We start from the raw sequence: 21,318 nt of genomic DNA on the forward strand, positions 1-21,318 counted from the left end.
CCCCGGCTCTGGGCGAACACCGTGACCGCGACCAAAGCTCCAGGCGCCGCCCGCTACCTGCCCGAGGAGCGGGGGCTGGATTCGCTGCGGGCGGCGGCCGAATGTTGCCGCGGCTGCCCGATTTTCGCCGATGCCACCCAGACGGTGTTCGGCCGCGGCGACCGGGGCGCACCCATCATGCTGGTGGGTGAGCAGCCGGGCGACCAGGAGGACCGCGCGGGGAAGCCGTTCGTCGGGCCGGCCGGCCGGCTGCTCGCCCGGGCCCTCGAAGACGCCGGCATCGATCCGGCGTCGACGTATGAGACCAACGCGGTCAAGCACTTCAAGTTCACCCGCAAGGGCGGCAAGCGGCGGATCCACCAAAAGCCCGGCCGCACCGAGGTGGTCGCCTGCCGGCCCTGGCTCATCGCCGAGATCGAGGCGGTGCGGCCCCAAGTCATCGTGTGTCTCGGCGCGACCGCCGCGCAATCCCTTCTGGGAACGGCCTTTCGGGTCTCCGCGCAGCGGGGCCGGCAAGTGCGGCCGCCCTCGTCCGTCGTGGACGTGGAGCCGGAACCGATCGTGGTGGCGACGGTTCATCCGTCGGCGGTGTTGCGCGACCGCAGCGATCGGCACGACGAGGCCTACCGGCTTTTCGTCGACGACCTGCGCAACGCGCGTTCCGTGATCGTGGCTAACGGCTGACCGGCAGCGCACCCGCGAGGACCTGGGCGATATGCATCGGCCTGCGATCGGTCGCGAGTTCGCGGATCTGGGTGCGACAACTGAAGCCGTCCGCCAGCACCAGTGCATCGGGGTCCGCCTGGCGAAGCGCCGGCATCAGCTTGTCTTCGGCGCATGCCACCGACACGTCGTAGTGGCCCTTCTCGAATCCGAAATTGCCTGCGAGGCCGCAACATCCCGCGTCGAGCAGGTCGGTGTTCACCCCCGCGTCGGCGAGCAACTGCCGCTCGTGACTGTAGCCCAGCAGCGCGTGTTGATGGCAGTGCTGCTGGACCAAGGCACTGGCGCCGATCGGGGGCGGCTCCCAGTCGGGCGCCTGGCTTGCCAGCAGGTCACCCAGCGTGTGCGTCAGGTCGGCCAGGCGCTGTGCGTCCTCGTCACCGTAGAGCAGTTCCGGCAGGTCGGATCGGAAGACCGCGGCGCAACTCGGCTCGAGCACCACGACGGGGGTACCCGCCCGCAGCGCCGGGCTCAGCACCGAAAGCGTCCGGCGCAGCACCCGTTTGGCGGTGCGGAGCTGTCCGGTGGAGATCCAGGTGAGCCCGCAGCACACCGTGGTGCGTGGCACCTGGACGGCGAAGCCGGCCGACTCCAGCACAGCGACGGCCGCGCGGCCGATTTCGGGCTCGAAGTTGTTGACGAACGTGTCCGGCCAGAGCAGCACCCGCGCCCGCGTCGGCTCGACGGCCCGCGCCGGGCGGCCGGCGAACCAACTGGTGAATCGCTGCCCGGCGAATTGGGGTAGTTCACGCCGGGTATCGACACCGCCCGCCTTCTTGATCAGCGTGGACAGTCCGCGCGCGTGAGTCACGGCGTTGAGCGCGCGCGGCGCCGCGGCCGCGAGCCGCGCCCACAGCGGGATCCAGCCCATCGAGTAGTGCGCCATCGGGCGCAAGCGCCGCCGATAGTGATGAAACAGAAACTCGGCCTTATAGGTGGCCATGTCGACGTTGACGGGACAGTCGCTGCGACATCCCTTGCACGCCAGGCAGAGATCAAGCGCGTCGCGGACCTCGGTCGACCGCCAGCCGTCGGTGATGACATCGCCCTCGACCATCTCGAACAGCAACCGCGCGCGCCCCCGGGTCGAGTGCTCTTCCTCCTCGGTCGCCCGGTAGCTGGGGCACATCACCCCCGATTCGTGCCCGCGGCACTTGCCGATGCCCACGCAGCGCGCTGCGGCGCGCGAGAACCGGTGGTCGTCGTGGGGATAGGCGAACAGCGTGTGCGGTTCGGCCGGGCGGTAGTGCACTCCCTGCCGCAGGTTCTCGTCGAGTTTGTAGGGGTGCACGATCTTTCCGGGGTTCATCCGGTTGTTCGGGTCGAAGAGGGCTTTGAGCCGTTCGAAGGCGTCGACGACACGGTCGCCGAACATGATCGGCAACAACTCGCCGCGGGCCTGGCCGTCGCCGTGCTCGCCGGACAGCGAGCCGCCGTACTGCACGACCAGCCGCGCCGAATCCTCGACGAAGGAGCGAAACCTGGCCACCCCCTCGGCCGTGCGCAGGTTGAACGGGATCCGGGTGTGCACGCAACCCTGGCCGAAATGGCCGTACAGGGAGGCGGTTCCGTAGTCGTAGCGGTCGAGAAGCTTGTGAAAGTCGCGCAGGTAATCACCCAGCCGGTCTGGGGGCACCGCCGCGTCTTCCCAGCCCTCGTGGGTCTCTGGCCCGTCGGGCGGGTAGGCGGTGGCGCCCAGGCCGGCTTCCCGCGCCGCCCACACTTCCTTCTTACGGGCGGGGTCGTCGACCACGATCGCGCTGGCCTGGGCATGTTTGCGCAGCGCGCCGATCATCGCGTTGGCCTTGCGGTCGGCCTCGTCCTGGTCGTCACCGTCGAGCTGGACCATCAGCCAGGCCCTGCCGTCGGGCAGTTGGCGCAGGGCCTTCTCGGCCAGCCGCCGCGAGTGCTCGAGCTCGACCAGGCGGTGATCCAGGCCCTCGAGCGCCGCCGGCTGGTGCTCGAGGATGGCGGGCACGGCGTCGGCGGCCGAGGCGATGTCGTCGAATCCCAGGACCGCCAGCGCGCTGGCCTTCGGGATCCGCACCAGCGTCAATTCGGCGCGCAGCACGGTGACGAGTGTGCTCTCGGATCCGACCAGCGCCCTGGCGACGTCAAACCCGTTCTCGGGCAACAGGGAATCGAGGTTGTAGCCCGAAACCCGGCGCGGGATCTGCGGATAGGCCGAGCGGACGTCGTCGCCGTAGCGGTCGGCCAGCGACTTCAGGCCGCGATAGATTTCGGCCCGCCGCCCGCCGCCGTCGAGGATCCCGGCGAGTGCGTCGTCGCCGGTCGGCCCCACCCACATGCGCAGCCCGTCGTAGGTCAGCACCTCGAGCCGGCGGACCGAATCGACCATCTTGCCGTACGCCTGCGCCGTCGAACCGCAGGAGTTGTTCCCGATCATGCCGCCGATCGTGCAGCTGACGTGGGTCGACGGTTTGGGCCCCACCATCCAGCCCGAGGGCTCCAGCCGGTCGTTGAGCGCGTCGAGCTTGATGCCGGGTTCTACCACGGCGACACCGGCTTGCGGGTCGACCGATTCGATACGGGTGCAGTACTTGCTCCAGTCGACGACCACCGCCGCGTTGCAGGACTGCCCGGCCAGGCTGGTGCCGCCGCCTCGCGACAACACCGGCACGTCGTGGCGGCGGCAGACGTCGATGGCGTCGGCCGCGGCCTGTGGGGTGCGCGGAACGACCACGCCGATGGGCACCTGGCGGTAGTTGGATGCATCGGTGGAGTAGGTCGCGCGCGACCCGGGATCGAATCGGATTTCGCCGTCCACGTGGTCACGCAGGTCGGCGGCCACCGCCTCGAACAACGTGGGTGTTCGCTCCGGTCGGGTCACCGTCACCCCCTCTTGTGCGGCATGAACTCCTGCGCCTTGGTTTTGAGGCCGACCTTGACGAAGCCGACGCGGTCCTCGTCGCCGCCCAGCACGGCGGCTGTGGCCGACTTGAACTGGTCCCAGGTGGCGTGCGGCGGAATGGGCGGCATGTCGGGGTCGGTGAAGACGTCGAGCACGGTGGGACGGTCGGCCGACAAGGCGTTGCGCCACGCCCCCCCGAGTTCGTCGGGGTCCTTGATGGCCATCGCGTTGAGGCCAAGGCTGGCGGCGAACGCCGCGAAGTCCACATCCGGAAGATTTTGGGACTCGGCGAATTTCGGCGAGCCAGCCATCGCGCGCATCTCCCAGGTGACCTGGTTGAGGTCGTTGTTGTGCAGGATCGCCACGATCAGGCGCGGATCGCCCCATTCCTGCCAGTACCGCTTGATGGTGATCAGTTCCGCCATGCCGTTCATTTGCATGGCGCCGTCACCCACGAACGCGATGACCGGGCGCCGCGGGTGAGCGAACTTGGCGCCGATCGCGTAGGGAACCCCAGGGCCCATCGTGGCCAGCGTCCCCGACAGCGAGCCGCGCATGTTGCCGCGGAACTTGAGCTGGCGCGCATACCAGTTGGCCGCTGAGCCCGAATCGGCGGTGACGATCGCGTCGTCCGGCAGCATCGGGGATAGTTCGGAGAACATTCGCATCGGGTTGATCGGGTCGGCGCTGACCTTCGCCTCCTTCTCCATCGTTTCCCACCAGCGGGACACGTTGGATTCGACCGTCTCGCGCCACTTGCGGTCGTCTTTACGACGCAGGTGCGGGATCAGGGCCCGCAGTGCGGACTTCGCGTCGGAAACCAGGTTGACCTCATAGGGATAACGCATGCCGATGAAGCGGGCGTCGATGTCGATCTGCACCGCGCGGCATTGATCGAACTCCGGTAGGAACTGCGTGTAGGGGAAGCTGGATCCTACCGTGAGCAGCGTGTCGCAGTCCCGCATCAGCTCATAGCTCGGCCGCGTCCCCAGCAGTCCGATAGAACCGGTGACCCAAGGCAATTCGTCGCTCAACACGTCCTTGCCCAGCAACGCCTTCGCCGCCCCGGCGCCGAGCAGGTCGGCGACCTCGATCAGCTCGTCGCGAGCCCCGCTCGCGCCGTTGCCGACCAGCATGGCGACCTTCTTGCCCGCGTTGAGCACGTCGGCCGCGCGCCTGACAGCCGCGTCATCGGGGTCCACCGCCGGCCACTCGATGCCCAGGCTGGAGGGCACCATCTTGAACGCGTGCGTGGGCGGCGAATACTCCAATTCCTGCACATCCGAAGGGATGATGATCGCCGTCGGCGCGCGCTGAGCGATCGCCACCCGGATGGCGCGGTCCAAGACGTTGGGCAATTGCTCTGGCACGGTGACCATTTGGACGTAGTCGCTCGCGACGTCTTTGAACAACGTCAGCAGGTCGACCTCCTGCTGGTAGGAGCCGCCCATAGCGCTGCGGTTGGTCTGCCCGACGATGGCCACCACCGGGACGTGGTCGAGCTTCGCGTCATAGAGGCCGTTGAGCAGATGGATCGCCCCCGGGCCCGAGGTGGCCATGCATACTCCGACGCGATCGGTGAACTTCGCGTAACCGACGGCCTCGAAGGCGCTCATCTCCTCGTGCCGCGACTGGATGAACATGGGCTTGTTGTCGGCTCGGCCGAACGCGGCGAGGATACCGTTGATGCCGTCGCCCGGGAAGGCGAAGACGTGCTCGACGCCCCATGCCCGCAATCGCTCCAGTAGATAGTCCGAGACCTCTTGCTTGGCCATTGGTGTTCCTCCTCGACAGACAACTCTCGATGACGATTCGCTACCTACGCCGGCCGACGCGGTGGCCGCGGGGGCGTGCAGTTTGCTGCGAAAGCCCACGGCCGTCTGTTTCGACCGCAGCCTGAATGGGGGGCTGAAGCGCTTCCCACACAACGGGCATACCCACGATCGCCGCCGTTATTCGGCCTGTCGCGGTGGCCCGGCGATTCTCAGCGGATTGTCAGTAACCTGCCCGCGGCGATCAACCGGGGTTGACGCCGAGCGCTACGCGTCGCCGGGCGGCGCCGAAGCTTCGGGTCACGCGCTCTCGGCCAGAGTCGATGCTCCGGATGCGCTGTGGCCCTTGGCCACTCGCCGAATCAGCATGCGGGTGGCCCTGTCGAGGATCTCCTGGGCCCGGTCGGGGTCCCGGGCGCGTTCGGCGCGCCGGGTCGCCGCGGCGATGGTCAGCCCCTGCTCGTACCCGGTGACGACGCGTGGGTCGACGTAGGACCCACGGGCCACGGCCGGGGTGTTGCCCAGCTCCTCGGCGACCTCTTTCATCACGTTCATCACGGCGGACTCGACGCGTTTGGCCACCCGCCGGGAGACGGCCGGGTCCGCGTCGGCGAACGCCGTCGCCGCCAACACCGTCCCGTGCCAGGTCCGCAGGTCCTTGACGGTGTACTCGTCGCCGACGAGGTCCTTGAACCGGGCGTTGAGGTCGTCGGATCGCACATCTACCCAGCCGGATGCGGTGCGGCACACCAGCAGTCGCTCGGTACGCTCTGGGCGGCGCATGAGCGCGCGCACCGCCCGGACCACTTCGGGGTCCTCGATCTCCACGGTGCGCCGCACACCACTCTTGGCGGGAAAGTCGAATTCGACCGCCCCGCGGCGGACCGCGACGTGCTCGCACAGCAGGGTCGCCAGTCCATACGACTCGTGCTCTTCGGCATACTGCTCGCCCCCGGCGCGGAAGTAACCGCGATCCAGCAGGCGCAGCGCCAGCGCCAGCACCCGCTTCCGGGTCAACCCGCTGCGCGTCAGGTCTTTCGCGATGACGGCGCGCCACTGTGGCAACCGGGTGGACAGTTCCAGGACGCGGTCGAATTTCTCCTCGGCGCGTTCCTGCTGCCATGCGGTGTGGTAGAGGTACTGGCGGCGGCCGGCGGCGTCCACGCCGACGGCCTGAATGTGGCCGTTGGGATGCGGCGAGATCCACACGTTTTTCCAGGCCGGCGGAATGACCAGATCCTTGATCCGCTGCACGGTTTCGGCGTCGGACAGCAGCTCGCCGTCGGGCCCGTAGTACGCGAAGCCTTTCCCCCGGCGCTTGCGCGCGATGCCCGGGTCGCTGAGGACGCTGCGACGCAGCCGCATCATTTCCCTCCAGTCACGTTCGCTGACCGGACAATTACCCGCCGCGGGAGCGGTTCACACGTTGCAGAGGAACGACCCGCCACGGCGCCGTGGCGGGTCGTCCTCTCTCCCAGCTCAACTCAGCCGGCCATGAACTCCTGGTAGGCGGACTCCAGGGTCGGCGGCAGGGCTTGGACGTTGCACTGCCGTTCGGTGTCGCCGATCGGCGCCAGGATGCCCCGCAGGTCGTAGTACTCCTGCGGATGGGCCGTGAAGTAGCTCCGCAGGTTCGACGCGGCATCTGGACGCGGCTGGGTGTAGGCGGCCGTGACCACCTGGTTGGCGCCCGGGTGCGCCGCCAGGTACTGCTCGGCCGAGCCCTGCACCGACGACACGGTGGCGTTCACTCCGCCCGGGCTGCAGTCGGGGGTCGCGGCCGCCGACGGCGCGCCGACGATACCCAGGGTGATTCCCCCGAGCAGGCAGCCGGCGCTGATGCCGGCCAGTCGCCGGCGCGCGACAATACTGCTGATTTTCATGATCAATGTGTCCTTCGAAATTGCGAATGTGTCCTTCGACAGAGGCTCCCGATCCTCGAAATCCAAAGTAGCGGAAATGGAAAGTGGCCGTGTTCGCCCGAGACGACCGGGCTGACGGGAAATCCATCGATACGGCCACGGAACGAAGGCGTTCACTAAGTGGACCATCAAATCCGTCCGGCATTGCTGAGAACCCTTAAGAAGGACACCGGGGTTCTTAATGAATCGTGATCAACATCGTGACGGAATCGTGACCTGAAATCGGCGCATCGCGGCACTTTATCGGGCCGATCAGCTGGAGCGCTTCGGTACCGGGGTCGACGAGGGGCGAGCCGGGGCGCGCCCGGCTCAGGTGCGGGAAAAATCGGGCCGGTGCGGCGACGCGCTCACGATCTCGCTGCCGGCCCTCGCGTGGCCGTCGACGCTCGCCGGCGGCAGCGACCGCAGCCAGGTGTCGATGTCGGGACCGACCACCACCGCTCGTTCAGAGGCCAGCAGCGCTCCCGCGGCGAGCGCGGGAATGGCGGGCTTCACCGCACGTACCCGGCGGCTATCACCCTGGCGCGCAAAAATTTTCGAGGTCAGTTCCGGTAGCCGGATGGCCTCCGGACCGGTGATGGTCCGTGGCGCATACGTCTGTCCCAGGGCCGCCTCGACGAGCACGTCGGCGACGGTGTCGGCGGCGATGGGCTGGACCAACCAGTCCTCGACGATCACCTCGTTCCCGTCACAATTCACCGGCCCTGTGGGGCCGGCGGCGGATTCGTACCATGGCGTGGACTTCACCACCGCGGTCGGGACCGGTCCGTCGAGCAGGATGTCTTTCGCCGCCCGTTTGGCCTCGAAGTAGGGAACCCCGTCGAACGCCGGATCGTCGATGCAGGCCATCGTCGACAGCACCACACGCCGCACGTCCCGCGCGGCGCACACTCCCATGACGTTGCGGGAGGCGGTGGTCAAGGTGTGGGTGACGTTCTGCTGTCCGTCTTTCGGCGCCGGGTTGGACACGTCGATGGCCACGTCGACTCCCTTGAGCGCCCGGTACAGGGCCGCCCCGTCCAGCAGGTCGACGCCGTGTGCGCGGGAAACCTCGACGACCGCGACGTCACGGGCCTTTAGCCTCGCGACGACGCGGGATCCCGCGGTCCCGGTCGCTCCGATCACTGCGATGGTCCTCAGACGCCTCACCCCGCTTTCGTTGGTCGGTAGGCACTACCCACTGGCTTGCGGTGCAAACGGCCCGATTCCCGCGATTTGGCGAGGCGCTTTCCCGTGATCGCGCACACCCTGCCGGGGCGTTTGACGGGTCGACCGACGGGAACGCCGTAGGGGCGAGATGTCAGCAACGAAAGGGAGGTAGATCCATGGGGGATCAGAAGAGCGGACCGCAGGAAGCCGTCCAGGGCGCCGTCGAGGGCGTCAAGGGCAAGGTCAAGGAGGTCGGCGGGACGATCCTCGGCCGCGACGATGTGGTCAAGGAGGGTCAGGCCCAGCAGGACAAGGCCGACGCCCAGCGTGACGCGGGCAAGAAGGAGGCCGAAGCCGAGTCCGCGCGCGCCGGTGCGGAGGCCGCCGAACAGCGCCAGAAGGAAAACCAGTAGGTCATCGGTGAAGGGGTCCGGTCCCGCTGTGGGGCCGGACCCCTTCCAAGTCCGCCCGACCGGCGGGGTTTCAAACCGCCACGCCCGGTTACTCCTGGCTGGGGTCGCGGGCCGGTGCGTGTCGCGCGGCGGATGAACGAGGTGGAAGATGAGCCTGAGCGACCGGGTCGCGAGCATTGTCGCGTTTCTGCGCGCGGGTCACCCCAACGGTGCGCCCGCCCTCGGCTACACGCCGCTCCTGGCGCTGCTGCCGCGACGGGTGTCCGATGACGAAATCACCACCATTGCCAGGAAACTGCTTGCGCCCAGGCGTCGTTCGGTCGACCACGTCGACGTCGGGGTGGAAATCACCAGGGTCACCGACGAGCTGCCGTCGGTGGACGAGATCGGGCGCGTGCAGCGCCGGCTGAGCGCGACGGGATGGGCCGGCCCCCACCACGGTTGAGCGCGGTTCACGCGCATTCGAGGTCGACGACCAGCGGCCGATGGTCGGAGATTCCCATGGGCTCGGCCACCACGGCGCTGCCGCGTAGGCGACGGCCGTCGGTCAGGATGTGATCCAGCTGGCGGTCGGGAGCATCCGCGGGAAACGTCGCGGCGGCGGCCAGCGCCCGCATGCCCGACCAGCGACGCACGGTCTTGGGCGTCATGTTGAGATCGCCGGTCAGCAGCCGCGGACCGGGGAAGCCGTGCAGGTCGTGAACCAACCGGCGCAGCTGGCGCCGATTCCAGCCGGGCACGAAGGACAGGTGCGTGTTCGCGACCGTCAGCGCTCCCATTGGGGTGCGCAACCGCGCGATCACCGCCGCCCGTGGTTCTTCGTCGACGACCATCACCCGGTTGGGACCGGGCAGGTACATGGGAAAGCGCATCGGGATGCGGGGCAGCCGCACGACCTGCCAGCTGGCCACGGGGTATCGGGACAGCAGCGCGATTCCGTAGGCCGCGGTCCCGGGTTGTTCGCGGCCCGTGGCGGCCATCCACGTCGCGCCAGGGGTGCCGGAGATGGCGGCCACGAACCGGTGCTCGACGGCGCCCATGGCTTCGGCGGCCACCGCGGTGAGGTCGGCCCGTTCCGACCGCGGCTGGTCGCAGTCGACCTCTTGCAAGCTGAGCACGTCGGGATCGAGGCGGCGCACGCAGTCCCGCAGCCGCTCGACTTTGACCCCGTCGCCGACGGTGCGGCCGTGCAGGATGTTGAAGGTCGCCACGCGCATAGGGTTTTCCTACCCACTTTCCCGCTGAGGCAGTCCTGTGGCGGGCGCCGCGTCAGCTCGCCCCGGGCACCCCCTCGCGCGCCGCCACCGACCGCCCGTCGCCGGTGTCGAACGCCTCGACGACGACGTCCGGGTCCCGATAACGGCCCAGCGACGTCAGCCCGGGCGTACGCGCGATGATGTCGTGGGCCGCGTCGCCCGAGAGCGGGTAGTCGGCCACGTCGTGGCGCCAATGCGCGGCGACGATCGTCGCCCCGGGTAGCAGCCGGGGGCATTCGCGGCGCAGCGCGGCGGCCAGCGTCTCGGCCGTCAGGTAGTAGGCGACCTCACTGAGCACCAGCAGGTCGAAGGGTCCGGCCGGCCATGCGGCGTCCAGGGACGAGCGGATCAGCGTGACCCGGTCCCGGCAGCCGGCCGCCCGCAGCCTGGCGTCGGCGCCGCGCAGCGCCGCGTCGGCCACATCGACGGCCGTCACGTGATCACAGCGGCGCGCCAGCTCCGCGGTCAGCGTGCCGATCGAGCAGCCCGGTTCGAAGGCGTGCCGGTAGCGGCGGGCGGGCAACATGGCGAGTGTGATGGCGTACTTACGCTGTTCATACCACCGCGTCGACAGCTGCCAGGGGTCGTCGGTGCCGACGTACATCTGGTCGAAGTAGGCATCGGGCAGCCGCGGGCTCACCGGAAGACAACCTCGCCCACGGCGAGCAAGCGCTGCAGGACGAACGGCGGCAATACCGGTGGCGACTCACCGCGTCCGGGCCGCAGTTGGCTCCGATAGCATTGCACGGCTTGACGTTTGCGGTTCACGGCCCAACCCGTGGCGGGCACCGCACGGGCGCGGTCCCAGGGTACGGCGGCGTCGGCCGGGGTCGCCCAGTGCCACATCCAGACCGGATATTCCAGCAGCGCGACGCCGGTGCGCGCGCATGCCGCCGCGGCGGCCCGTCCCACGGCTTCGTGGTCGGGATGCCCGTCGCCCCGCCAGGTGGCGGCACACCAGGTGTCGGGACCCGCGGTCCGCAGGACTCCCGCGAGCGACTCGGCGAGCCGATCCTCGTGGTCGGCCAGCTCACCGTCGGGCAAACCCAGCCGCATCGGCGGAGCCACGCCCAAAGCGGCCGCGGCCCTGCGTAGTTCGTATCGGCGAGTGGTCGCCAGGCGAATCCGGCCGGACAGCGTCGCCCCGGGCTGAGCGGCACCCCCGTCGCTGACCGACACCACCCGGACGTCGACGCCCGCCGCGACCAGTTGCGCGACCATCGCGCCCAGGCCCAGCGTCTCGTCGTCCGGGTGAGCCGCCACGACGACAAGGCGACGGCATCCCGAGAGATCCAGTGGTGGCAGGGGGCCACGCTCGAAAGCGGCCAGCCACAACGGCGCCGGGGTGCCGCCGTGGGTCAATGGTTTGGCCGCGAACCGGGCGCAGTTGCTGATCGGCGCGGTTCTCATGGCGCCCTCAATGCCGGCTGCCGGCGAGCCGACCGAGTTCGGCGAGGTCCCGTTCGGCATGGCTCTGGCGGATGTAGATGCTCAGGTCGGCGACCCGCTGGGCGTGCCGTCCGTCCTGGCAGAGCGGGCCCGGCCCCAGCGCGCGGCCGGTGCGGGTGATGGCTTCGTCGACCGCGTGTTCCACGACGGTGCGCACGCGACGGGCCAGCAGCTGGGCCGTGCCGGTGCGGTCGAACGGATCGGAGTCGACCTGCATTGCAGCCGCGGCCAGGATGGCGTCGCCGGCCGCCAGCGCGGCGTCCACCGCGCCGAGGTGTGCCAGCGAGTAAGCGTCGGCGGATTCGCTTGCGGCGCAACGATATAGGGGATCGGCAACCCTGCGGGCGCCGCCGAGCCAACAGGCGGCGACACCGATTGCGCCGTGCCAGAACCCGGGCCGATGCAGATAGTCGCCGGGGTCGCCCACGGCGACGGCGTGTGCATTGGTGAACTGGACCGGCCGGGTGTCGCTGCCGGCCATCCCGGCGTTCCACCACGTGCTGGGCAACGGTTTGACGGCAGGATCCGTCAGCTGGACGGCGAAGAGGCCCCGTGTCGCGTCTGCCAGGCGGGCGGTCACCAGCGCGTGCGTGCAAAACCCGGCGCCCGAACACCACACCTTCGTGCCCGTCAGCGTGAACGCGCCGTTGGTGTCGGTTGCCGTGAGCACCGCGTCGGGGGATTCGGCCGCCCAAACGCCCCACAGCTGGCCCGATTCCGGAGGCTTACCGCCGAGTTCGTGAAGTATCGCGACCGCGTCGACATGCGCCTCGGCGACCCTGGCCGCCACGATGTTCTCCTCGGCCAGCGATGCCAGGCGTTGCCAGCGTTCGGCGGTGCGCCCAGAGGCGGGCAGGGGCAGCTCGAGTCGTCCGGACTCCAGCCAGTGCCTGACCAATCCCGCCGTCACGCGCAATCACCCGCCGCCGATCTCCCCAGTTGCCTGAGGTGGTGAGCGAACCCTTGTGGCGCCCGAGCCCGGGTTCGCGCCGACGTGATGACGGACAATTCGGTGTCGCGGTGGATGCGGTAGCCGGCGGCCTCGAATCGCCGCACCAGGTCGACATCTTCGCCGGAGGCCAGCGCGCGAAAGCCGCCCACCCGCCAGTACGCCCGCGCGCTGAAACCCATGTTGGCGCCGTGAATGTGTTCGTGATCGCCTTCGGTACCTAGCGGATTGCCTTGGTAGGAACGCAGATAGCGATCTACGACCGTCGCCGCGTGACGGAGCCAATCGGTAACCCGCACTACGCCAAGGACCATGTCCGCGTCGGCTGCCAGCTGATGCACGAGCCAGCCGGGGTCGACCCGGCTGTCGGCGTCGGTAGTGGCATACCAGCACCTGGTGTCGTCGCCGAACAGCGACCGCGCGTAACCGAAGCCGACCGCCCGCGCGGCGCCGACGCTGTGCGCGTCGACGCTGATGAAATGCACGTCGGGCCCGTACTCACCGGCCAGCTCGGCGCTGCCGTCGTCGCAGTCGTCAAGAACCACCACGGTGGTGACCGGGATCGGTGCGCACAGGGCTGCGGTGAGCGCGGCTCGCAGGCAGATCGGCAGCTTCGCCCGCTCGTTGCGGGCGGGGATCACGATGGCGGCGGCGTCATAGGCGCGGTGCCAAGCGGCTGACATAACCCGAAGACTTTCCCAATTAGCAGCACGTTAAACGGTCTTGACATCGCGCACGGCCATCCGGCCGGGTTGCGCCGCTGGTAAGCGGGGTATCTCGTAGGCACCATGGCACCCATCAAGACCCACGCCGACGTGCCGGGTTCGAGCCCGCAATTGCGGGAGGCGCTGCGCGGCGCGGCCTCGGCGCTCAAGGAGAATGGGCCTCGCTTCGCGCTGGCCGGGAGCTACGCGTTGTGGGCCTACGGCGCACCGGAACCCACTCACGACGTGGACCTGGTGGTGGCCGAGTCCGATGTGGACGACGCCGTGGCCACCCTGACCAATGCCGGTTTCGCCGTCGAACGTCCGCCGGAGGATTGGCTGTTCAAGGCGCGCACCGGCGACACGGTGGTCGATGTGTTGCACCGTCTCAACGGCGTGCGCGTGGAGCCGTCCACGCTCGACTGCGCCGAGCAGCACGACGTGTTGGCCATCAGGATGCCGGTGCTGCCGCCCACCAAGGTGCTCGTCCAGCAACTACGCGCCCTGGGCGAGCACTACTGCGACTTCGGCAAGCTGCTGCCGGCAGTGCGCGCCGTCCGCGAACAGGTCGACTGGGAGCAGGTGAGGGCGCTCACCGCCGACAACGATTACGCTGTCGCCTTCCTGGTGTTGGTCGAGCGGCTGGGGCTCGCCGGCGTCGGCGCGAGTCAGTGATTACGCAGCTTGGCCACCAATTTGTCCTTGGTCAGGCTCGAATACCCGGACATGCCAAGCTCTTTCGCGCGCTTCCTCAACTGCGGGACGGTCCAGTCCGAATAGGACCCCGACTTGCCCCCCTTGCGCCCCACGGAAGACTTACCGCGTGCGGCGGCCGCATTGGAAATGCGGGCCGCCTTTTCCTTCGAGTCGCCTTGTTTACGCAAATCTTTGTACAACTTCTCGTTCTTGATCGACGAATTCGGCATGATCCATCCTCCCTACGATGCGACATCCCTGACGTCCCCGTGAGAATGCCCGCCGGGCCCGGGGGGAAAACTTTCAAAACGGGTCAAAACCGATTCCTCCCGGCCCGTTTCGTCGGTCGAATCCCGCGATCTCGTAGCATCTCTGCCACGGGTGAACGCGGGCGAATGTTGCAAAGAACCGCGACAAGCGACTATCCATCATCGACTATCCATCGGCGACTATCCATCGGCGACTATCCATCGGCGAGTGGGTTACCTACCATTGAGGCGGGTAGTCGGAAGTGGTGATCGAGGCGACCAGCGGCAACGGCGAATTGCGTGGCGTGGTGGCAATCGGTGCCTCTGCGGGGGGAGTGGAAGCCCCGTCAAACCTGGCCGCGGGTCTGCCGCCGGACGTGCCGTATGCCTGCCTGGTGACGCTGCACATCCCCGCCGATGCGCCGGGCGTTCTGGCCAGCATCGTCGACCGGAGCGGTCCCCTGCCCGCCGTCGCGGCCGAAGACGGGGCGAGGCTGGGACCGGCGCACATCTGCGTCTCACCACCTGACCGCCATCTGATGGTCGACGATCATCGCGCCCTGCTCTCCCGCGGCCCTACCGAGAACGGGCACCGAACCGCGATCAACGCGATGTTCCATTCTGTCGCATTGACATTCGGCCCGCGCGCAGTCGGCGTCCTGCCCGGTCTGGCCGCGATCCGCTCACGCGGCGGAACGACCATCGGCCAGTCGCCCGGCGACGCATTGTTCCCCGCGTTGCCGACCAACGCGCGGGACGCCGGCGTGCTGGACGGCAGGCCTCGGCCGCCGAGACCGGCGCGCTCCTCAAGGGGTTTTCGCACCAACAGCCCGAGGACCCCGAGATGGAGCACGACGCCGCGATGGAACTCGAGAATCGCATCGCGATGATGTCGCGGTTCGCGACCAACTTCGACACCCAGGAACTGGGCCCCCCGTCGGGGTACACCTGCCCCGACCGCAATGGCTCGCTGGTTTCCATCAGCGAGGGCAACTTTCGCTGCCAGGTGGGTCACGCGCGAACGGCCGAGGCGCTGCTCAGGGCGCGGGACGTCGAGCTCGGGGGCGCGCTGTGGGTGGCCCTGCGCAGCCTGCAGGAGAAGGCCCGACCGGCCCGGGAACTGGCCGCCAAGGTGGGGCCGGGCCCGCTCAAACGGCGGTACGACGGCCGCGCCGAAGAAACCGAACGGGCGCTGAGCCTGCTCGGCGCGAGGTTGTCGAACAGCGGTTCAGCCGCCGGCGGTGCCGATGGCTGAGGGCGCGCCGACGATCCGGGTCCACTTACATACCGAGCAAGCGCTGCCGATTCTGCTGATCGCCGGGGTGCTGGACAGCTCCACGTACCGAGGCGTGCGCGACGCGGTGATCAAGGCCGCCCTGAACGAGCCCCGTGCGGTGATCGTCGATGTCGACCGGCTTTCCGCGCCGGCGGCCTCGGCCTGGACCGTGTTCACCAGCGCCCGCTGGCACGTCAGCATCTGGCCCGACGTGCCCATCATGCTGGTGTGCTCGGAACAGCGCGCCCGGCGGGCGATCGCCGCCAGCGGCGTCACCCGGTACGTGCCGGTGCACGCCACCCGTGAGCTGGCGCTGCACGCAATCGCGAGCCCGTCGTTACACGTCCGGCGGCGGGCGCGCACGGAGCTCCCGCGCTCGCGCGGCAGCTCCGGCTTTGCCCGCGCCGTCGTCACCGATTGGCTCAGGGAATGGGACCGCCCAGACCTCATCTCGGCGGCATCCACGGTCGCCACGGTCTTCGTCGAGAATGTCCTCGAGCACACCGAAAGTTCGCCGGTGCTACTCCTGGAAACCTATCGCGACGCCGTCACCGTCGCGGTCGAGGACTGCAGCGACCGCCTGCCGAGCCGGCACGAAGATGAGCGTGGCGCCGAAATCGTGTCCGGTTTGGCCATCGTCTCGGCATTGTGCCGCGTGTGGGGCAGTACGCCGACCCCGTCGGGGAAGACGGTCTGGGCCTTGTTCGGTCACGAAAATCAATTGTGAGCTCGCGAGTAGTGTTCGAGTCCTCCGAAGCCCCCCTGGAGCGGACGACATCGATGGACGGCACGACCGACGAGGCTTTCGAGGCCCTCCTGCGCTCGCCTGCCGGGCGGTGAGCCGGCGGAGGATCGTCGGCAGCACGCTGTCGTGGGCCCCGAGGTGTTGTTGCACCACGATCGCGGCCGGAACTCGGCCGGCAGGTCACCCAAGACGGTCGACAAGGCGTCCAGACCACCCGCCGAGGCCACCAGAACTACCAGCGCGACGGGCTGCCGCGCGTCGCTCGCCACCCATCCAGTCTCCCAACTCGACGGCCCCGCCGCAGTACCGCTGACGATGCCCCCCGTTCGCGTGTCGCCCCGACTATCCAAAAAACGAAATGATTGCGCGGGCGCACAAAGTACCGGGGGGGCCGCGTTTTCCGGATACCGGTCTGGGTAAATCCCGATGGGGTAAGAACTACGCACAACGCGGTGGGCGACGGGGGTATGCCACCGGCACGAAAGGGGTGCCTTGAAGATCGCGATCGTGAGCGGCGACGACATCAGGTGCGACGACCCGCGGCGGTTGTGCGTCGCGCTCGCGGGTCGCGGGCATGACGTGGCGCACTTCGTTCGCCACGGCGATCACCGTGCGGCGCGGACCGGCACCGACCGTCATCGCACATTCTGCGTGCCCGTCGGCCCCCGTGCGGCGAAGTCGGACTCGGACGTGCTGCCGTACGTGGGCGAGTGGGCGTGCGCGCTGGAGCGCGCGTGGGCAGCGCAGCCACCCGACGTCGTGCATGCTTACGGCTGGCTGGGCGGTCTGGCCGCTCAATTGGCAGCGACGCGGCGAGAAGTGCCGACCGTCCAGAGTTTCCTGGGCCTGGCCACCACCCGTGGCGCCCACGCTCGCGGGAAGGCGCCGCGAGACAGCGAACGGATGCGGATCGAACCGCTACTGGCGCGCAGCGCGACGGGGGTCACCGGTGAGAGCGCCGACGACGTCGATACGCTGAGCCGGCTGCGCCGCAGCCGCGCCCGCGTGTCCACGCTGACCAGCGGTGTCGACGTCGAGCGATACAACTCGAGCGGTCCGGCGCTGGTCCGGACCGACCTGCGCCGCGTGCTGTCCATCGCGCCGAACCCATTGCCCTGCAACGGCTTCGATATCGTCATCGGCGCCCTACGCCGGGTTCCGGGTGCGGAGGTGGTGGTTGCGGAGACCGAAGTCACCAACCGGGAGCATGACGAGGCACGGGCCCGGCTGCGACATCTCGCCGCCGACTTGGGGGTGGGTGACCGGGTCCGGTTCGCGGGCACGGTCGCCGGTGACGAACTGCCGATGGTGATGCGATCCGCCGACGTGATCGCCTGCACGCCGCGAGAGCCACCGCGCGCCACAACCGCGCTACAGGCGATGGCCTGTGGTGTGGCGGTGGTGGCCCTCGGTGTCGGGGTGCTCAACGACGTCGTGGTGGACAATGTCACCGGGCTGGTGCTTCCGTCGGGGAGCCCGGGCGCCTTGTCGACTGCCTTGAGAAGCCTTCTCGCGCAGAGTTTTCAATGTGAGGGCATGGGCGCGGCGGGTCGCAGCCGCGCCATGTCACGTTATGCGTGGGACCGGATTGGCCTTGACGCGCTCAACATTTACCGAGGGGGGTATCCAGGTTGGGCGCCGTCGAGGTTGCAGTCCACGGGGGTCCGGTGATGCAATGGTGACCGCACGCGAGGCCACGCCGTCGAGCACCAACGATGACCACCATGACGAGCACCGCCGATAAGGCCGGCGCCGATGGGGCCGCCGGCCCGGTCGATCGACTGCCCGGCGCGCGGCAAGCCGATCTCGGCCCCGCCTGGCCTGGCATCGCAAATGATCGGGGGCGCGCGGGGGGTCCGGCCTCGGCCATTCGATACCACCAGTTCCGCACCGTCGATGCGCAGGCCGCGGGCCAGTTCTTTGCCGGCGCCTACCATCCGGGCTGGCGCCTCAGCGGACTCACCGGCCGCTCGGCCGTTGCCCATCGGCGCTGCGAAGCGGGCGCGTTGACGGTCGACGACGTGACGATTCAGGGCCGGGTCGCCCTCGAGATCCCGGCCCCCGACGGCGCCGTCGTGATCCAGCCTCGCGCGGGATCGATCGGCGTCGCCGGCGCTCCTCTCGGCCCGGTGGATTTTCCCATCCTGATCGCCGATGACATGCCGTGCTTGCTGCAGTGCAACGGTGCGCGATTCGACGTGGTGAGCGTCGCCGCGGAAGTGCTGCACAAGGTCGCTGCGGAAGGGCATGCGCCGTTACCGCCGCAGATCCACTTCCTGAATTGGCGGCCACGGTCGCGCGCTGCCGCGCGGGCGTGGCATCGGACACTCGACCACGTGGCCATGACCTTGGCGTCCCCGGACACCGCCCACCAGCCGCTGATCGTGGCGGGGCTTGCTCCGCTGCTGGGCGGCGCACTACTGGAGTGTTACCCGTCCGACATCACCGAGCAGGATCCGGTCAACGAGCCCGCGCTGCCGGAAACGCTCAGGGGCGCCATGTCTTTCATCCATCGGCACGCCGCCAAGGATGTCAGCGTCAACGCCGTCGCCGCCGCCGTGCATCTGACACCCAGGGCGGTACAGTACCTGTTCCGTCGCCAACTCGGCACCACGCCAACCGAATACATTCGCCGGGTCAGGCTGGAGCGCGCCCATCATGAACTGCTGGCGGCCTCGCCGCCCAACGTCACGGTCACCGAGATCGCACAGCGTTGGGGTTTCGCGCACACCGGCCGGTTCGCGGTGGTCTACCGCCAGAAGTACGGCCAGAGTCCGCACACCACGCTGCGGCACATGACTGCGGGGTCGTGACGGCGGACACGCCGCCGGGTCGCAGGTCGGCGGGGCCGCGTTCACCGCGCATGCCACCGGACGTCACCTTGGTGCCACGTCGCGACGCGTACACGCCGAAAGTGATCTTCGGCACCGCGAGTCGTGGGTGAAACCGCCTGGTTGACCGTCTATTCCGGGTCAAGCGGTGGGTCGGCGACGGCGCTTATGCGCACCGGCGGCCGCCATACCCGGTAGACTCGAGACAGGTTGAGTCCCCAGCTGCCGTTTTCAACGGGCGCCACTCGGACACCGTCGTCGCTCGCCCTGCTCAATATCAAGCCTGAAGGGCGCACAACCCATGACCGCTTTCCCCGATCCACATGTCCCCGATCCACGTGCTCCCGTTCCACATGTTCCCGAGTTGCTCGGCCAACCGCGCAACCGCTACCAAATCGATTGCGCCGGACCGACAATCCACGTTCACGCCCGCAGCACAGCCACCGTCTTGCGCGTCGACGGTGAGGTCGACGCGTCCAACGCCGACCTGATCACCGAGGCAGTTCGCCGGTTTGCGCGGCTGAGGGCCCCGCTGGTGCTCGACCTCGGTGGCCTGGACTTCCTCGCCGGCTCGGGCCTGCGCGCGCTGCTGGTCCTCCACGAGGAGCAGCAGCGGGCCCAGCTGCGATACAGCGTGGTCAGCGGCGCGGCGTTGCGCCGGCTCACCCAGGTCGTGCCCGACCACGGGCTGCCCCTCGCCGAATCGGTCGCCGCGGCCCTTGCGCACATCGAATGTGCCACAACGGCCCGCCGCCGGCTGGTGTCGGGCCCGGCGCGGCAGCACGAGCCGCAGCGCGACGTGTCGGCGGTTGTCCGCGGGCTGGCTTCCTAACGACTCAAGCGGCGCAGCAACTGCTCGGCGGCGTGCCGGCCACTGGCCGCGGCGCCGTGCACCGTGGCCGGATTGTCGATGCCGACCGCTTCGCCCGCCAGGTAGAGCCGGTCGCCGATCGGTTCCTGTAGTCGGCGCCGGTCGTCGAGGCCGGAGCCGGGGGCGTGAAAGGAGTAGGCGCCCCGCGCGTACGGGTCGGAGCTCCAGGTCGACGTCTTGACCTCCACCGGCGAGACGTCGCCGAACAGCCGGCGCGCGACGGGCAGCGCGGTCGCCATCAGATCCGGCGGTGAGGAGGACTCCACGGCGCGACCGCGGTCACCGGCGTTGAGCGCCAGTACGATCGGACCCGACGCTGCCGGCATGGTGAACCACTGGGCCCACACGCCGGGGTCGGCGGCGAGATATTGGTAGAAGGCGTTGTCCGATGTCCAACCGCGCCGGTTGAACCGGAAGAAGCTCTTGGACAGCACTCCGAAGCCCAGGGCGTCGACCGCGTGGCGGTGGCGGGCGGGCAGCGGCGGATCGAAAGTGATCGCACCGGATTTGAGCACGCCGAGGGGAACGGTGACGATGGCGGCGCGTCCTTGGAACGAGCGATCTTTCGACCGTACGATGACGGAGTCGTCGCGCTGCGCGATCGCGGTGACCGGGGTGTTCAGTTCGATCTGCAGCCCGCCGGCGAGCAGCCTTGGCAGGGCGTCGTAGCCGTTCGTGATGACAACCTGATCGCCGCCGGTGTAGTCGCCCTCGTCAAAGGTGATGGCTGACAATTGATTCGCGTCGGCGGCGAACTCGTTCTCGATCTCGGTGGTGAGGTAGAACGCCAATTGGGCGCGGTCGGAGGCGGACAGTGCTACGCCGCCGACCGCGGCGTCGACCGCGGCGCCCAGGCTGCCACCGTCGACCTGGAACCGCGCTCGTTCCACAAACGCCCGCCATAATGTCGGGTCGTAGTCGAGCGGTGAAAGTTTGGGATCGACAACCAGCTTGGCCCAGCTGTAGTAATCGGTTGTGACCAGCTGCGCCTGCGCTTGCCGCGCCAGCTTCATCAGCGGGTTGTCCACCGTGCCGTGGATCCACGACGCGCCCATCTCCAGCGGTGCGCCCCAGGAGCGGTCGGTGTGGACTCGGCCGCCGATGCGGTCGCGGGCCTCGATCACCCGCACCGGCCAGCCCGCATCGGCGAGGCTGCGGGCGGCGGACAGGCCGGCCATGCCGGCGCCGATGACGAGCACCGGCGGGCGGCCCGGGCGCGGTCGGCCGGCGGTCAGCGGGCGCCGCGTGGTGCAGGCGGCCATCAGCCCGCCGCCGACCACGCCCGCGGCCGCCGCGCCGAATTCCCGACGGGACATCGGGTACACGGGTGTTAGCGTCTCACACAAGAACCGTTTGCCGGATTTACCGAATCCGAACGGACCTTAGGGATAAACTTGCGACAGTCCTTAACTGCGGCGACGAGGCCGCGTTGGAGGGGGGAG

Annotated in this window: 20 protein-coding genes and 1 pseudogene; 9 read left to right on the top strand and 12 right to left on the bottom strand. The window is 68.9% G+C overall.

Features of this window, described 5'->3' with window-relative positions; all coding sequences use genetic code 11:
- Window positions 1–21: 21 nt before the first annotated feature.
- Entirely contained in the window at window positions 22–684 is a 663-nt protein-coding gene (locus tag G6N51_RS25505; RefSeq protein ID WP_083173374.1) for a UdgX family uracil-DNA binding protein, read from the top strand.
- On the opposite strand, the gene G6N51_RS25510 is transcribed toward G6N51_RS25505, so the two are convergent.
- The 5 genes from G6N51_RS25510 to G6N51_RS25530 form a co-directional block, all read right to left on the bottom strand.
- Window positions 674–3,574 carry an FAD-binding and (Fe-S)-binding domain-containing protein gene (locus G6N51_RS25510; RefSeq protein ID WP_232078479.1) on the bottom strand — a complete coding sequence of 967 codons (2,901 nt, stop codon included), beginning with the start codon at window positions 3,572–3,574 and terminating at the stop codon, window positions 674–676. The genes G6N51_RS25505 and G6N51_RS25510 overlap by 11 nt on opposite strands.
- Before the next feature lie 2 nt (window positions 3,575–3,576).
- Window positions 3,577–5,370 (bottom strand): thiamine pyrophosphate-requiring protein, encoded by a 1,794-nt coding sequence (locus G6N51_RS25515; RefSeq protein WP_083173376.1) that lies wholly within the window; start codon window positions 5,368–5,370, stop codon window positions 3,577–3,579.
- Between the two features lie 297 nt (window positions 5,371–5,667).
- Window positions 5,668–6,732, bottom strand: a complete 1,065-nt coding sequence (locus G6N51_RS25520; protein WP_167528602.1) for a DNA topoisomerase IB — start codon at window positions 6,730–6,732, stop codon at window positions 5,668–5,670.
- 119 nt (window positions 6,733–6,851) lie between these two features.
- Window positions 6,852–7,250, bottom strand: a complete 399-nt coding sequence (locus G6N51_RS25525; protein WP_083173435.1) for a heme-binding protein — start codon at window positions 7,248–7,250, stop codon at window positions 6,852–6,854.
- 348 nt (window positions 7,251–7,598) lie between these two features.
- Window positions 7,599–8,438 carry an SDR family oxidoreductase gene (locus G6N51_RS25530; protein ID WP_083173378.1) on the bottom strand — a complete coding sequence of 280 codons (840 nt, stop codon included), beginning with the start codon at window positions 8,436–8,438 and terminating at the stop codon, window positions 7,599–7,601.
- A 176-nt stretch (window positions 8,439–8,614) separates the two neighbouring features.
- Here G6N51_RS25530 and mbp1 point away from each other — a divergent pair, with 176 nt between their 5' ends.
- Window positions 8,615–8,851, top strand: coding sequence for a microaggregate-binding protein 1 (mbp1, locus tag G6N51_RS25535; protein WP_083173379.1), 237 nt, complete (start codon window positions 8,615–8,617; stop codon window positions 8,849–8,851).
- 148 nt (window positions 8,852–8,999) lie between these two features.
- Complete coding sequence (locus G6N51_RS25540; RefSeq protein ID WP_083173380.1) at window positions 9,000–9,296, top strand: DUF3349 domain-containing protein; 297 nt, start codon at window positions 9,000–9,002, stop codon at window positions 9,294–9,296.
- Between the two features lie 7 nt (window positions 9,297–9,303).
- Here the strand turns inward: G6N51_RS25540 and G6N51_RS25545 are convergent, their stop codons facing one another.
- Genes G6N51_RS25545 through G6N51_RS25565 form a run of 5 tightly spaced genes read right to left on the bottom strand, consistent with a single transcriptional unit; the run spans window position 9,304 to window position 13,188 of the window.
- A complete protein-coding gene (locus tag G6N51_RS25545; RefSeq protein ID WP_083173381.1) occupies window positions 9,304–10,068 on the bottom strand; it encodes an endonuclease/exonuclease/phosphatase family protein in 765 nt (254 codons plus the stop codon).
- Window positions 10,069–10,120: 52 nt separating this feature from the next.
- Window positions 10,121–10,747, bottom strand: a complete 627-nt coding sequence (locus G6N51_RS25550; protein ID WP_232078480.1) for an SAM-dependent methyltransferase — start codon at window positions 10,745–10,747, stop codon at window positions 10,121–10,123.
- Window positions 10,744–11,517 (bottom strand): PIG-L deacetylase family protein, encoded by a 774-nt coding sequence (locus G6N51_RS25555; protein ID WP_083173437.1) that lies wholly within the window; start codon window positions 11,515–11,517, stop codon window positions 10,744–10,746. The genes G6N51_RS25550 and G6N51_RS25555 overlap by 4 nt, the downstream gene beginning before the upstream one ends.
- Before the next feature lie 7 nt (window positions 11,518–11,524).
- Window positions 11,525–12,466, bottom strand: a complete 942-nt coding sequence (locus tag G6N51_RS25560; RefSeq protein WP_083173382.1) for an acyl-CoA dehydrogenase family protein — start codon at window positions 12,464–12,466, stop codon at window positions 11,525–11,527.
- On the bottom strand, window positions 12,463–13,188 hold the full coding sequence (locus G6N51_RS25565; RefSeq protein ID WP_083173383.1) for a glycosyltransferase: 726 nt from the start codon (window positions 13,186–13,188) through the stop codon (window positions 12,463–12,465). Before G6N51_RS25565 ends, G6N51_RS25560 begins: the two co-directional genes overlap by 4 nt.
- 105 nt (window positions 13,189–13,293) lie before the next feature.
- Between G6N51_RS25565 and G6N51_RS25570 the strand changes: the two genes are divergently transcribed.
- Window positions 13,294–13,884, top strand: coding sequence for a nucleotidyltransferase family protein (locus G6N51_RS25570; RefSeq protein WP_083173384.1), 591 nt, complete (start codon window positions 13,294–13,296; stop codon window positions 13,882–13,884).
- On the opposite strand, the gene G6N51_RS25575 is transcribed toward G6N51_RS25570, so the two are convergent.
- Window positions 13,878–14,135 carry a DUF7218 family protein gene (locus G6N51_RS25575; protein WP_083173385.1) on the bottom strand — a complete coding sequence of 86 codons (258 nt, stop codon included), beginning with the start codon at window positions 14,133–14,135 and terminating at the stop codon, window positions 13,878–13,880. The genes G6N51_RS25570 and G6N51_RS25575 overlap by 7 nt on opposite strands.
- Window positions 14,136–14,416: 281 nt before the next feature.
- Between G6N51_RS25575 and G6N51_RS25580 the strand changes: the two are divergent.
- From G6N51_RS25580 to G6N51_RS25600, 5 genes and pseudogenes are all read left to right on the top strand, one after another.
- Window positions 14,417–15,408, top strand: a pseudogene (locus G6N51_RS25580) (chemotaxis protein CheB).
- On the top strand, window positions 15,401–16,156 hold the full coding sequence (locus tag G6N51_RS25585; RefSeq protein WP_083173438.1) for a sulfate transporter: 756 nt from the start codon (window positions 15,401–15,403) through the stop codon (window positions 16,154–16,156). The pseudogene G6N51_RS25580 and the gene G6N51_RS25585 overlap by 8 nt, the downstream one beginning before the upstream one ends.
- Before the next feature lie 510 nt (window positions 16,157–16,666).
- Window positions 16,667–17,845 carry a glycosyltransferase gene (locus G6N51_RS25590; protein ID WP_083173386.1) on the top strand — a complete coding sequence of 393 codons (1,179 nt, stop codon included), beginning with the start codon at window positions 16,667–16,669 and terminating at the stop codon, window positions 17,843–17,845.
- Window positions 17,846–17,889: 44 nt separating this feature from the next.
- Window positions 17,890–18,987: a helix-turn-helix domain-containing protein gene (locus G6N51_RS25595; protein WP_083173387.1), complete on the top strand. Its 1,098-nt coding sequence runs from the start codon at window positions 17,890–17,892 to the stop codon at window positions 18,985–18,987.
- A gap of 319 nt (window positions 18,988–19,306) precedes the next feature.
- Window positions 19,307–19,837, top strand: coding sequence for an STAS domain-containing protein (locus tag G6N51_RS25600; protein ID WP_083173388.1), 531 nt, complete (start codon window positions 19,307–19,309; stop codon window positions 19,835–19,837).
- Here G6N51_RS25600 and G6N51_RS25605 read toward each other — a convergent pair.
- Window positions 19,834–21,192, bottom strand: a complete 1,359-nt coding sequence (locus tag G6N51_RS25605) for a flavin monoamine oxidase family protein (RefSeq protein WP_083173439.1) — start codon at window positions 21,190–21,192, stop codon at window positions 19,834–19,836. The genes G6N51_RS25600 and G6N51_RS25605 overlap by 4 nt on opposite strands.
- Window positions 21,193–21,318: the final 126 nt, after the last annotated feature.

This window comes from Mycobacterium paraseoulense, from assembly GCF_010731655.1.
In the GTDB taxonomy this organism is placed as follows: Bacteria; Actinomycetota; Actinomycetes; order Mycobacteriales; family Mycobacteriaceae; genus Mycobacterium; species Mycobacterium paraseoulense.

Coding starts and splice junctions, on each gene's coding strand:
- G6N51_RS25515 (WP_083173376.1), bottom strand. CDS start 5,370: ATGGCCAAGCAAGAGGTCTCGGACTATCTACTGGAGCGATTGCGGGCA.
- G6N51_RS25520 (WP_167528602.1), bottom strand. CDS start 6,732: ATGCGGCTGCGTCGCAGCGTCCTCAGCGACCCGGGCATCGCGCGCAAG.
- G6N51_RS25525 (WP_083173435.1), bottom strand. CDS start 7,250: ATGAAAATCAGCAGTATTGTCGCGCGCCGGCGACTGGCCGGCATCAGC.
- mbp1 (WP_083173379.1), top strand. CDS start 8,615: ATGGGGGATCAGAAGAGCGGACCGCAGGAAGCCGTCCAGGGCGCCGTC.
- G6N51_RS25540 (WP_083173380.1), top strand. CDS start 9,000: ATGAGCCTGAGCGACCGGGTCGCGAGCATTGTCGCGTTTCTGCGCGCG.
- G6N51_RS25545 (WP_083173381.1), bottom strand. CDS start 10,068: ATGCGCGTGGCGACCTTCAACATCCTGCACGGCCGCACCGTCGGCGAC.
- G6N51_RS25555 (WP_083173437.1), bottom strand. CDS start 11,517: ATGAGAACCGCGCCGATCAGCAACTGCGCCCGGTTCGCGGCCAAACCA.
- G6N51_RS25565 (WP_083173383.1), bottom strand. CDS start 13,188: ATGTCAGCCGCTTGGCACCGCGCCTATGACGCCGCCGCCATCGTGATC.
- G6N51_RS25570 (WP_083173384.1), top strand. CDS start 13,294: ATGGCACCCATCAAGACCCACGCCGACGTGCCGGGTTCGAGCCCGCAA.
- G6N51_RS25575 (WP_083173385.1), bottom strand. CDS start 14,135: ATGCCGAATTCGTCGATCAAGAACGAGAAGTTGTACAAAGATTTGCGT.
- G6N51_RS25585 (WP_083173438.1), top strand. CDS start 15,401: ATGGCTGAGGGCGCGCCGACGATCCGGGTCCACTTACATACCGAGCAA.
- G6N51_RS25595 (WP_083173387.1), top strand. CDS start 17,890: ATGACCACCATGACGAGCACCGCCGATAAGGCCGGCGCCGATGGGGCC.
- G6N51_RS25600 (WP_083173388.1), top strand. CDS start 19,307: ATGACCGCTTTCCCCGATCCACATGTCCCCGATCCACGTGCTCCCGTT.
- G6N51_RS25605 (WP_083173439.1), bottom strand. CDS start 21,192: ATGTCCCGTCGGGAATTCGGCGCGGCGGCCGCGGGCGTGGTCGGCGGC.